The 13203-nt window shown below is 50.0% G+C and carries 7 protein-coding genes; 5 read left to right on the forward strand and 2 right to left on the reverse strand.

Annotation, left to right across the window (positions count from 1 at the left end):
- Positions 1–10: 10 nt before the first annotated feature.
- Genes dhbC through AC4CV5_RS04955 form a run of 5 tightly spaced genes read left to right on the forward strand, consistent with a single transcriptional unit; the run spans position 11 to position 11204 of the window.
- Positions 11–1207, forward strand: a complete 1197-nt coding sequence (dhbC, locus tag AC4CV5_RS04935) for an isochorismate synthase DhbC (RefSeq protein ID WP_166848812.1) — start codon at positions 11–13, stop codon at positions 1205–1207.
- A 28-nt stretch (positions 1208–1235) separates the two neighbouring features.
- Positions 1236–2855 (forward strand): (2,3-dihydroxybenzoyl)adenylate synthase, encoded by a 1620-nt coding sequence (locus AC4CV5_RS04940; protein ID WP_222141958.1) that lies wholly within the window; start codon positions 1236–1238, stop codon positions 2853–2855.
- Positions 2856–2886: 31 nt separating this feature from the next.
- Positions 2887–3822 carry an isochorismatase gene (locus tag AC4CV5_RS04945; RefSeq protein ID WP_222141957.1) on the forward strand — a complete coding sequence of 312 codons (936 nt, stop codon included), beginning with the start codon at positions 2887–2889 and terminating at the stop codon, positions 3820–3822.
- A 19-nt stretch (positions 3823–3841) separates the two neighbouring features.
- Positions 3842–11011 carry a non-ribosomal peptide synthetase DhbF gene (dhbF, locus tag AC4CV5_RS04950; protein ID WP_490922163.1) on the forward strand — a complete coding sequence of 2390 codons (7170 nt, stop codon included), beginning with the start codon at positions 3842–3844 and terminating at the stop codon, positions 11009–11011.
- Positions 10995–11204, forward strand: coding sequence for an MbtH family protein (locus tag AC4CV5_RS04955; RefSeq protein ID WP_044158967.1), 210 nt, complete (start codon positions 10995–10997; stop codon positions 11202–11204). The genes dhbF and AC4CV5_RS04955 overlap by 17 nt, the downstream gene beginning before the upstream one ends.
- A gap of 43 nt (positions 11205–11247) precedes the next feature.
- Here AC4CV5_RS04955 and AC4CV5_RS04960 read toward each other — a convergent pair whose 3' ends face one another.
- Together AC4CV5_RS04960 and ald are read right to left on the reverse strand one after the other, a co-directional pair.
- Positions 11248–11925, reverse strand: a complete 678-nt coding sequence (locus AC4CV5_RS04960) for a YukJ family protein (protein WP_222141955.1) — start codon at positions 11923–11925, stop codon at positions 11248–11250.
- 112 nt (positions 11926–12037) lie between these two features.
- Positions 12038–13174, reverse strand: coding sequence for an alanine dehydrogenase (ald, locus tag AC4CV5_RS04965; RefSeq protein WP_222141954.1), 1137 nt, complete (start codon positions 13172–13174; stop codon positions 12038–12040).
- Positions 13175–13203: the final 29 nt, after the last annotated feature.

Raw genomic sequence — 13203 nt, forward strand, 5'->3', positions numbered from 1 at the left:
GTTCATGAGAATGTTGGAACAAAACGTTATATCACAAACAAAAGCGGAGCATTTGCTTCATGAGTATCAGCCGGGGGCTTTTTTCTTAGCTTCTCCTCATCGCGTACTGTTAGCGAAAGGCATTAGTGAAATCGTACCGGAAGCAGACGGGCCAAACCAAATAGAAACCCTTTCCGGCCGTATTGCAGAGACGCTGAATCAAGCAAAGCAATCAGGGCAAAGCCGTCCGCTTGTTGTCGGAGCTGTTCCTTTTGATCATGTAAAAGCAGCTCGGCTCGTTGTTCCTGAAGAAGTGCGCTGGTCGGGACCGCTTCAATTTGATCATGCGGAGAAGGAACAGCAGCCGGCGCATACATACCACATAGAACCTGTTCCTGCACCAGAGGAGTATAAAAATGGTGTGGAAAAAGGACTGGCACGTATTGCCGATGGAACACTCAGCAAGATCGTCCTGTCCAGATCGCTGCATTTGACATCGTCTGAACCGATTCAGACGGATGAACTGCTTCGCCATCTAGCGCAGCATAACACACATGGCTACACGTTTGCCGCGGACGTGTCCGGCCAAGCGGAAACGTCTTCCCGCCGAACATTGCTCGGTGCAAGTCCGGAGCTTCTCGTGTCTAGAATGGGAACTCAGGTCGTTTCCAATCCATTAGCCGGCTCAAGGCCTCGCAGTGATGATCCTGATGAAGACCAGCGCCGGGCTGCTGAATTGCTTTCTTCTGCTAAGGATCTCCATGAACATGCGGTTGTGGCTGACGCGGTTGCGGCAGCGCTGCGGCCTTTCTGCCGGACGCTGGATGTTCCGGAGAAGCCTTCACTGATCAAAACGGAGACGATGTGGCATCTGTCCAGCGTGATTAAAGGAGAGCTATCCGATCCGTCCGTGACCGCATTGGAATTGGCAGCCGCGCTTCACCCGACACCGGCCGTCTGCGGAACACCGACTGATCTTGCAAGAGAAGCGATTCTAAGCATTGAACCGTTTGACCGCGGTTTCTTTACCGGTATGGTCGGCTGGTGTGACGATGCGGGTGACGGAGAATGGATTGTAACGATCCGGTGCGCAGAGGCAGAAGAACGCTCACTTCGCCTGTATGCAGGAGCCGGTGTTGTTGCCGGGTCAAAACCCGAGGAAGAGCTTCAGGAGACATCCGCGAAGTTTCGGACAATGCTGCGGGCAATGGGCGTGAATCATATATGATCAGAATGAATTGCTGGAGGGATACAACATGCTGAATGGATTTACTCCTTGGCCTGAAGAGTTAGCTGAGACATATCGAAAGAACGGCTGCTGGGCCGGCGAGACGTTTGGAGATTTGTTAAGGGACCGGGCTGCCAAACATGGTGATCGCATCGCAATTACATGCGGAAACACCCATTGGAGCTATCAAGAGCTTGACACAAGGGTTGATCGCCTGGCTGCCGGATTTCAGAAGCTCGGCATTCAACAAACGGATCGTGTCGTGGTGCAGCTGCCGAATATCGCAGAGTTTTTTGAAGTCATTTTCGCGCTCTTCCGTCTGGGGGCGCTCCCAGTCTTCGCACTGCCTTCCCATCGAAGCAGTGAAATTACATATTTTTGCGAGTTCGCCGAAGCGGCTGCTTATATCATTCCCGACTCTTATTCCGGCTTTGACTACCGTTCACTTGCCAGACAGGTTCAAAGCAAGCTGCCGTCTTTGAAACACGTCATTGTTGCAGGTGAGGCAGAAGAATTTTTACCGCTGGAGGATCTGCATACAGAACCTGTAAAACTGCCTGAAGTCAAATCTTCGGAAGTAGCGTTCCTTCAGCTTTCTGGCGGAAGCACCGGCCTATCGAAACTGATTCCGAGAACCCACGATGACTACATTTACAGCCTGAAGCGGAGTGTGGAGGTCTGCTGGCTCGACCACAGCACGGTGTACTTGGCTGCATTGCCGATGGCGCACAATTATCCGCTCAGCTCGCCTGGGGTTCTCGGCGTATTATACGCTGGCGGAAGAGTGGTATTATCTCCTTCTCCAAGTCCTGATGACGCATTTCCTTTGATTGAACGAGAAAAGGTCACGATCACCGCTCTTGTGCCGCCTCTTGCGATGGTATGGATGGATGCGGCAGCCTCACGCGATGATGATCTATCCAGCCTTCAAGTGCTGCAAGTGGGCGGCGCCAAGTTCAGTGCTGAAGCCGCGCGCAAGGTTAAAGCTGTTTTCGGCTGCACGCTGCAGCAGGTGTTCGGAATGGCAGAGGGCCTCGTCAATTACACGAGACTGGATGACCCTGAGGAAGTCATTGTCAACACCCAAGGAAAACCGATGTCCCCATATGATGAAGTACGTGTTTGGGATGATCAGGATCGTGACGTAAAACCTGGTGAAACAGGGCATTTGCTGACGCGGGGGCCGTACACGATTCGGGGTTACTATAAGGCAGAAGAGCATAATGCTGCTTCTTTTACTGAGGATGGTTTTTACCGTACGGGAGATATTGTCAGGCTGACATCAGACGGCTATATTGTCGTTGAAGGCAGGGCGAAGGATCAAATTAACCGCGGGGGAGAAAAAGTGGCGGCTGAAGAGGTAGAAAATCATCTGCTGGCGCATCCGGCTGTCCATGATGCCGCAATGGTCTCAATGCCCGACCAATTTCTTGGCGAAAGATCTTGTGTGTTCATTATTCCCCGGGATGAAATCCCGAAAGCCGCAGAGCTCAAAACGTTTTTGAGAGAACGCGGACTGGCGGCATATAAAATCCCTGACCGGATTGAATTTGTCGAGTCCTTCCCCCAGACAGGGGTAGGAAAAGTCAGCAAAAAAGCGCTCCGTGAAGCTATTTCCGAGAAGCTCCTTGCAGGATCAAAAAAATAAAACAAACAACAATTTGAGAGGAAGTGTTCAAATGGCTATACCTGCCATTCAGCCGTATCAAATGCCGACAGCGTCTGATATGCCGAAAAACAAAGTTTCATGGGTGCCTGATCCAAATCGGGCAGTTCTGTTAATACACGATATGCAAAACTATTTTGTCGATGCTTTCACAGCGGGAGCCTCTCCGGTAACAGAGCTTTCAGCGAATATACGCAAGCTAAAGGATCAATGTGCCCAGCTTGGGATCCCTGTCGTCTATACCGCGCAGCCTGGAAGTCAAAATCCGGAAGACCGGGCGCTGCTGACAGACTTTTGGGGTCCGGGATTAAACAGCGGCCCTTATGAGGAGAAAATTATAACCGAGCTTTCCCCTGAAGATGATGATCTCGTGCTGACAAAATGGAGATACAGCGCGTTCAAAAGAACGAATCTGCTTGAGATTATGCGCAAAGAGGGACGCGATCAGCTGATCATTTCCGGGATTTACGCCCATATTGGCTGTCTCGTTACAGCATGTGAAGCATTTATGGAGGATATCGAAGCCTTTTTTGTGGGAGATGCAGTTGCTGATTTTTCAAAAGAAAAACATCAAATGGCGCTGGACTACGCGGCTGGGCGCTGTGCATTTACCGTGATGACTGACAGTCTTCTTGATCAGCTGAAAAATGCACCGGCAGACGCTCAAAAAAAGTCAGTAAACACTGGCAAAGAAGTGTTTACATGTGAGAAGATCCGTAAACAAATTGCTGAAATTCTTCAAGAAACTCCTGAAGATATTACAGATCAAGAAGATTTGCTCGACCGGGGGCTTGATTCGGTAAGGATTATGACATTAGTAGAACAATGGCGCCGTGAAGGAGCCGAGGTGACATTCGTGGAACTGGCTGAACGTCCGACAATCGAAGAATGGCAGAAACTGCTTACAACCCGCAGCCAGCAAGTGCTGCCAAACGCGGATTATTTATAAAAGGAGGGTAAACAAACGGATGCCTGATACAAAAGACCTTCAATATTCTTTGACCGGAGCGCAAACCGGCATATGGTTTGCTCAGCAGCTAGACCCGGAGAATCCAATCTACAATACAGCGGAATATATAGAAATCAATGGACCAATCAACACTGCTCTTTTTGAAGAAGCTTTGCGGCACGTGATAAAGGAAGCGGAATCGCTGCATGTCCGCTTCGGTGAAAATATGGACGGGCCTTGGCAGATGATAAAACCATCTCCGGAAGTACAGCTGCACGTCATTGACGTCAGCTCTGAGCCTGATCCGGAACAAACAGCATTAAACTGGATGAAAGCAGATTTGGCAAAGCCGGTAGATTTAAGTTATGACCCCTTGTTCAATGAAGCTCTGTTTATAGCCGGGCCTGATCGATTCTTTTGGTATCAGCGCATTCACCATATTGCGATTGACGGCTTCGGCTTTTCCCTGATTGCCCAGCGTGTGGCAAGTACGTATGCCGCGCTTGTGAAAGGACAATCAGCTACAGATCGTTCTTTTGGGTCTCTCCAGGCCATTTTGGAGGAGGATACAGATTATCGTGCATCAGAGCAGTATGAGAAGGATCGTCAATTCTGGCTGGATCGTTTTGCTGATGGACCTGAGGTTGTAAGTTTGGCAGACCGAGCGCCAAGAACATCGAACAGTTTTCTTCGTCATACGGCGCATCTGCCTCTATCTGATGTAAACGCGTTAAAAGAAGCGGCGCGCTATTTCTCAGGAAGCTGGCATGAAGTCGTGATTGCGGTGTCAGCTGTTTATGTGCACCGAATGACCGGCTCTGAGGATGTTGTGCTCGGTCTGCCCATGATGGGACGGATAGGGTCCGCATCACTGAATGTACCAGCTATGGTGATGAACCTTCTCCCGCTTCGGCTGTCTGTAAGCTCTTCGATGAGCTTTTCAGAACTTATTCAGCAAATTTCCCGGGAAATCCGCAGTATTCGGCGACATCATAAGTATCGCCATGAAGAGCTTCGGCGTGATCTGAAACTGATAGGAGAAAATCATAGATTATTTGGCCCGCAAATCAATCTCATGCCGTTTGATTACGGTCTTGACTTTGCCGGGGCCCGAGGAACAACGCATAACCTTTCAGCTGGTCCTGTCGATGATCTATCAATCAATGTATATGACAGAACGGACGGCAGCGGGCTGCGGATTGATGTAGATGCGAATCCTGAGGTATACAGCGAGTCTGATATTAAACGTCATCAGCAGCGGATCTTTCAGCTGCTGCAAACGGCTTCAGCCGGGGAGGACATGCTGATTGGGCAAATGGAGCTTCTATTGCCAGAGGAGAAAAAGCATGTCATTAATGAATGGAATGAGACGGCAAAGCCTGAGAAGCTGCTCAGCCTTCAGGACATGTTTGAGAAGCAGGCAATCCTTACGCCGGAACGTATTGCTCTCATATGTGATGACGTTCAAGTAAACTATCAAGAGCTGAATGAAAAGGCAAACCGCCTCGCGCATCTGTTGATCGAAAAAGGGCTTTCTCCGGAGCAATTTGTCGCTTTGGCGCTGCCGCGTTCTCCAGAGATGGTGGTTTCGATGCTTGCTGTACTAAAAACTGGTGCGGCGTATCTTCCGCTTGATCCGGAGTTTCCGGCCGACCGAATTTCTTACATGCTCGAGGATGCAAACCCCTCATGTATCATAACGACTGAGGAAATAGCAGCCCGTCTGCCTAATGACCTGTCAGTACCGCAGCTTGTGCTTGATCAGGCTGTTACGCAGGAGGTTCTAAAACGCTATTCGCCTGACAATCCGAATGTATCGGTTTCTCTTGCCCATCCTGCGTATATCATCTATACCTCAGGATCAACAGGAAGGCCGAAGGGTGTCGTTGTTACGCTGAAAAGCTTAAGCAATTTTCTGCTGTCCATGCAGGAGGCGTTTTCTCTAGGAGAAGAAGACAGGCTGTTGGCTGTGACGACTGTCGCTTTTGATATTTCAGCATTGGAGTTATATCTTCCGCTTATCAGCGGCGCGCAAATCGTGATCGCAAAGAAAGAAACGATCCGTGAGCCGCAGGCATTAGCTCAAATGATTGAATATTTCGATATCAATATCATGCAGGCGACACCGACATTATGGCACGCATTGGTGATGAATGAACCTGAGACACTTCGGGGGCTCAGAGTGCTTGTCGGAGGCGAGGCGCTGCCGAGCGGCCTTTTGCAGGCGCTTCAAGAGCTTCATTGTCCAGTCACGAATTTATATGGACCTACTGAAACAACGATTTGGTCTGCAGCAGCTTTTCTTGAAGAAGGGCTGAAGGGCGTTCCGCCGATTGGCAAACCGATTTGGAATACGCAGGTATATGTGCTTGATAACGGTTTGCAGCCGGTACCGCCGGGAGTTGTCGGAGAGCTTTATATTGCAGGAACCGGCTTGGCTAGAGGTTATTTCCGCCGACCTGATTTAACGGCTGAGCGTTTTGTTGCAGATCCGTACGGACCGCCGGGGGCTCGGATGTATCGGACCGGAGATCAGGCCCGCTGGCGCACTGATGGGTCTTTGGATTATATCGGGCGGGCGGATCATCAAATCAAAATTCGCGGGTTCCGAATTGAACTTGGAGAAATTGATGCCGTGCTTGCCAAGCATCCGGACATCGAACAGGCCGCGGTTGTCGTTCGGGAAGATCAGCCGGGAGACAAACGATTGGTAGCGTATGTAGTCGCTGCTTCAGCTATTGATACTGCCGAGCTTCGCCGTTATGTGGGTGCCAGTCTGCCTGATTACATGGTGCCGGCGGCATTTGTAGAGATGGACGAACTGCCATTAACACCTAATGGCAAGCTCGATCGGAAAGCACTGCCGGCACCTGATTTGAGTACATCTGTCAGCGATCGGGGACCGCGGACTCCTCAGGAAGAGATATTGTGTGACTTGTTTGCCGAAGTTCTTGGTTTGGCACGGGTCGGCATTGATGACAGTTTCTTCGAGCTTGGCGGTCATTCTCTTCTTGCAGCCCGTCTGATGAGCCGCATTCGCGAGGTAATGGGAGCCGAACTCGGTATCGCGAATCTATTTGACGAACCGACAGTAGCCGGACTCGCAGTCCATCTGCATCAGGCGCAGAGTACACGCCCCGCATTGCAGAGAGCTGAACGGCCTGAAAGGATTCCACTTTCTTTTGCCCAGCGCCGGCTATGGTTCCTCCACTGTCTTGAAGGGCCTAGTCCTACCTATAATATTCCGGTTGCTGTCCGTCTGTCGGGTGAGCTGGACCAAGGAGTGCTGCAAGCGGCACTTTATGATCTCGTCTGCCGCCATGAAAGTCTTCGGACGATCTTCCCTGAATCACAGGGGACATCTTATCAGCATATTTTAGACGCTGATCAAGCACGGCCTGTTTTACATGTTACTGAAATTGCTGAGAAGGAGCTTTCTGAGCGGTTTGCTGAAGCTGTGCGCTACAGCTTTGATCTTGCAGCTGAACCTGCTTTTCGTGCAGAGCTTTTTGTCACCGGTCCTGACGAGTACGTGCTGCTTCTCCTTGTACACCATATTGTCGGGGACGGCTGGTCCTTAACACCGCTGACCCGCGATCTTGGAGCGGCTTATGCGGCTCGCTGTCACGGAAAAGCTCCTGAATGGGCGCCCCTTGCTGTGCAATATGCAGACTATGCGCTTTGGCAGCAAGAACTGCTTGGAAGCGGAGATGATCCAAATAGTTTGATTGCCGGACAGCTTGCTTTCTGGAAAGAAACCTTGAAGAATCTTCCTGATCAGCTTGAACTGCCAACCGATTATTCACGTCCGGCTGAGCCGAGTCATGATGGGGATACGATTCATTTCCACATTGAGCCTGAGCTGCACAAGCGATTGCAGGATCTGGCCCGCGCAAATAGGGTGAGCCTGTTTATGGTGCTTCAATCCGGTCTCGCCGCTTTATTGACAAGGCTCGGGGCGGGCACTGATATTCCGATCGGCAGTCCGATTGCGGGGCGGAATGATGATGCGCTAGGCGATCTTGTGGGGCTGTTTATCAATACATTGGTGCTCAGAACCGATACGTCCGGTGACCCAAGCTTCCGTGAGCTTCTTGACAGAGTACGGGACGTGAATCTGGCAGCCTATGAAAATCAGGATCTTCCGTTTGAGAGACTCGTGGAGGTGCTCAATCCGGCTCGTTCGCGTGCGACGCATCCTTTATTCCAAATCATGCTTGCATTCCAAAACACACCGGATGCTGACCTGAACCTACCTGACATGGAAAGCAGCCTGCGGATCCACAGTGTCGGTTCAGCCAAGTTTGATTTGACGTTGGAAATCAGTGAAAATCGTCTTGCTGACGGGACTCCAAACGGATTGGAAGGACTGCTCGAGTATAGTACTGATCTTTTCAAGCGGGAAACTGCTCAGGCTCTTGCTGACCGTCTGATGCGCCTGCTGGAGGCTGCCGAATCTGATCCGGACCAGCAAATCGGAAATCTGGACATCCTTGCACCGGAGGAACGCAGCAGCATGGTAACAGATTGGCAAAGTGTTTCTGAAAAGATTCCGCACGCATGTTTGCCGGAACAATTTGAGAAGCAGGCTGCTTTAAGTCCTGATGCCATTGCCGTTGTTTATGAAGATCAGTCACTGAGCTATGCAGAGCTGAATGAAAGAGCAAACCGGCTTGCCCGAATGCTGATCAGCGAAGGCGTCGGACCGGAGCAATTTGTAGCCTTGGCACTGCCTCGGTCATTGGAAATGGCTGTCGGGCTATTGGCGGTGCTGAAAGCCGGCGCAGCTTATCTGCCTCTCGATCCAGATTATCCGGCTGACCGAATCGCTTTTATGCTGAAGGACGCACAGCCGGCGTTTATCATGACGAACACAAAAGCTGCAGAGCACATTCCGACAGCGGAAAACGTGCCGAAAATCGTGCTCGATGATACCAAACTGGCAGAGAAACTAAACACATACCCTGCTGAGAATCCAAAAAATACGGATAGAATTCAGCCGCTTTCTCCTTTAAATACGGCGTATGTCATTTATACATCAGGCTCAACAGGCGTTCCTAAAGGTGTGATGATTCCTCACCAAAACGTAACGCGTTTATTTGCATCGACTGATCACTGGTTCCATTTCAGCTCAGACGATATCTGGACCATGTTCCATTCCTATGCGTTTGACTTTTCGGTGTGGGAGATTTGGGGGCCTCTGCTTCATGGCGGGCGTCTTGTGATCGTGCCTCATCACGTCAGCAGATCGCCAGAAGCGTTTCTGCGCCTGCTTGTCAAAGAAGGTGTGACCGTTCTAAATCAGACACCGTCTGCTTTCTATCAGTTGATGCAGGCGGAACGGGAGCAGCCGGATCTCGGGCAGGCGCTCAGTCTGCGCTATGTCATTTTTGGCGGAGAAGCGCTTGAACTCAGCCGTCTAGAGGATTGGTATAACCGTCATCCTGAAAATAGACCGCAACTTATCAATATGTATGGTATTACAGAAACGACTGTGCATGTGAGCTATATCGAATTAGACCGAGGCATTGCGGCTTTACGGGCCAACAGCTTGATCGGCTGCGGTATTCCCGATCTTGGCGTTTATGTGCTGGATGAGCGCCTGCAGCCGGTTCCTCCGGGTGTTGCCGGAGAGCTATATGTATCAGGAGCGGGGTTGGCACGAGGCTATTTAGGCCGTGCTGGATTAACAGCGGAACGCTTCATAGCCGATCCGTTCGGTCCTCCGGGTACTCGGATGTATCGAACTGGGGATGTGGCCCGCCTCCGCGCTGACGGCTCTCTTGACTATGTCGGCCGTGCCGATCACCAAGTGAAAATTCGGGGCTTCCGGATTGAACTGGGAGAAATTGAAGCGGCGCTCATTCAGCATTCGCAGCTTGAAGATGCAGCAGTAATCGTGCGTGAGGATCAGCCGGGAGATAAACGTTTGGCAGCTTATGTCATACCTTCTTCGGAAGAAACGTTTGATACGGCGGAACTGCGCAAATATGCTGCTGAGAGGCTTCCGGATTACATGGTGCCTTCTGCCTTTGTGACGATGAAAGAACTGCCGCTGACACCGAATGGAAAGCTTGACCGTAAAGCGCTGCCCGCTCCGGATTTCGCAGCGGCTGTGACAGGACGCGGACCGAGAACGCCGCAGGAAGAAATCCTCTGTGACCTGTTTATGGAGGTGCTTCACTTGCCGCGTGTCGGCATTGATGACCGTTTCTTTGATTTAGGCGGACATTCCTTGCTTGCTGTACAGCTGATGAGCCGCATCCGCGAAGCGCTCGGCGTAGAACTTAGCATCGGAAACTTGTTCGAAGCGCCGACTGTGGCCGGGCTTGCAGAAAGACTTGAAATGGGTTCAAGCCAAAGCGCACTCGACGTTTTGCTTCCGCTTCGAACAAGCGGAGATAAGCTTCCTTTATTCTGTGTTCATCCGGCAGGGGGTCTGAGCTGGTGCTATGCCGGTTTGATGACGAACATAGGAACAGATTATCCGCTCTATGGCTTGCAAGCCCGGGGAATCGGGCAACGTGAGGAGCTTCCGAAAACACTTGATGACATGGCAGCCGATTACATTAAACAAATCAAAACGGTCCAGCCGAAAGGGCCGTACCATCTGCTAGGCTGGTCCCTGGGCGGAAATGTCGTTCAAGCGATGGCAACCCAGCTGCAAAATCAAGGAGAAGAAGTATCCTTATTGGTGATGCTGGATGCCTATCCGAACCACTTCCTTCCTATAATAGATGCGCCGGATGATGAGGAAGCGCTTATTGCTCTTCTGGCGTTAGGCGGGTACGACCCAGACAGCTTAGGGGACAAACCGCTAGATTTTGAAACGGCGATTGAGATTCTTCGCCGTGACGGGAGCGCGCTAGCGAGCCTGGATGAATCGGTCATTTTAAATCTGAAGAATACGTATGTCAATTCTGTCGGCATTTTAGGCTCATATAAGCCGAAAACCTTCCGTGGAAATGTCTTGTTTTTCAGATCAACAATTATACCCGAATGGTTTGATCCGATTGAACCGGATTCGTGGAAACCTTATATTAACGGACAAATTGAACAAATTGACATCGACTGCCGCCATAAAGATCTTTGTCAGCCGGAACCGCTCGCTCAAATCGGCAAGGTTCTCGCTGTCAAACTGGAAGAGATGATAAATAAGGGGGAAGAAAGAGATGGCAAATCCTTTTGAAAATGCGGATGGCATATATTTGGTGCTGATCAATGAAGAAGGCCAATATTCCCTATGGCCCGGATTTATAGATGTGCCGAGCGGCTGGACAGTCGTTCATGAGCAAAAAGGGCGTGAAGCTTGTCTGGACTATATCCAATCGCATTGGAGCGATATGAGGCCAAACAGCCTAAAGCCTGTTGAAAATGTATAATCGCATAAAAAAGAGACTGCTTGCCGCAGTCTCTTTTTCTATCTCACGCAGATGTTTGGGTATGATCACAATCTCTGACTGGGTTTCCGTTTTCATCCGTACACCATGATTGGGATAAAAACGCTAAAAACACAGCGGCCCACTGATCGGCAAATTGAATCAGAATGCCTCCGTCATGCCAAGAGCCGTTGTCTTTTTTCCAGCGGCTATCCATGGCATTCCCTTGATTCATATGGATATTGTGCATGCCGTTGGTCGGGGTAAAGCCGAATATTTTATCTGCAGTTTGTTCCGGCCCAAATTTTGAGCCGAATATATAAATTGGCGCTTTCTCTTCTTTTGCTTTCTTCATATACGTTTCAATAAAATCATTTAAATCATTATCAGGCCCCGTGATTTCATGCGGCAAAGGCTTCATTTCTCCCGGGTCAAACAAATTGCCCCGCACATAATCCAGCGCCACTTCACGGTTTGCCTCATTGATCCTTGTATATCCATACGGCATGTTCGGAAGGATGGTAATCGAGCTTGAATCAAATTGATCGTCAGCCAAATACAATACTTCAGATTCCTCAGAACTGGACATCACATTGATGGCGCACCTGTAATACGTATTCTCTTCACCGAGCACTTTGACTTGGAAATGAGGACTGTCATCATCGGTTTCACGCTTCATGTCTAAGACAATGCCTTTTAACACGCCATATTGCTGAACAGCCATATGAATCCTCCTTTATGATCAACTTTCATCGTTTAAGTTCGTGACATGGCCTCTTTTTTCCTTTTAAAAGATAAAAAAGCCTGCAGAATTCTTTCTGCAAGCTCTATGTGAATTAAGCACCTGCCACAGACGACTCATCCTGTAATGCTTTCTCGGCAGGGACATACTCATATCCTAAATCTTTTGCGACAGCTTCATAGGTCACGTGTCCATTTGCTGTGTTTAAACCTGCTCTCAGTGCTGTATTGTCTGTCAGCGCCTTCAAAGTCCCTTTGTTAGCGATCTGCAGCGCGTATGGAACAGTAACGTTAGTCAGCGCGATTGTTGATGTACGAGGGACAGCGCCTGGCATGTTCGCCACAGCGTAGTGGACAACGCCGTGTTTTTCATATGTCGGCTGATCATGTGTGGTAATATGGTCGACGGTTTCGACGATGCCGCCTTGGTCGATCGCAACATCGACAATCACTGAACCAGGTTTCATTTGTTTTACCATTTCTTCAGTGACAAGAGTCGGAGCTTTAGCCCCCGGAATTAAGACTGCGCAAATGAGAAGATCCGCTTCCGCCACAGCATCTGCAATATTGACTGGATTAGAAATTAACGTTTTAATCTGATGGCCGAAGATGTCATCAAGCTGGCGCAGGCGGTCTGCGTTTAAGTCGATAATGGTCACGTCTGCTCCGAGGCCGACTGCCATTTTCGCCGCGTTTGTGCCGACGACGCCTCCTCCGATAATCGTTACTTTACCACGGGAAACGCCTGGCACTCCGGCAAGCAGAATGCCTTTTCCGCCTTTAGGTTTCTCTAAAAATTGAGCCCCGATTTGTGCTGCCATTCTGCCTGCAACCTCTGACATTGGCGTCAGAAGCGGCAATGTCCGGCCGTCACTAACCGTTTCATATGCGATCGCCGTAACCCCTTTATCTTTCAACGCCTGTGCAAGCTTAGGTTCAGCGGCTAAATGAAGGTACGTAAACAGCACAAGCCCTTCGCGGAAGTAGATATATTCTTCCGGCAGCGGTTCTTTTACCTTCATGACCATTTCGGCGTCCCATACCTGTTTCGGGTCAGCAATAATTTCCGCTCCTGCTGACTCATAGGCTTCATTTTCAAATCCGCTTCCAAGGCCCGCACCTGTTTCAACTAGCACCCGGTGGCCGTTTGAAATGAGCTGAGAAACGCCTCCAGGTGTTAATGCAACGCGGTTTTCATTGTTTTTTATCTCTTTAGGAACCCCTATGATCATATCTGTCTCCTCCTGTACCTGTAATGTTT

Source organism: Bacillus sp. NS1 (genome assembly GCF_058248265.1).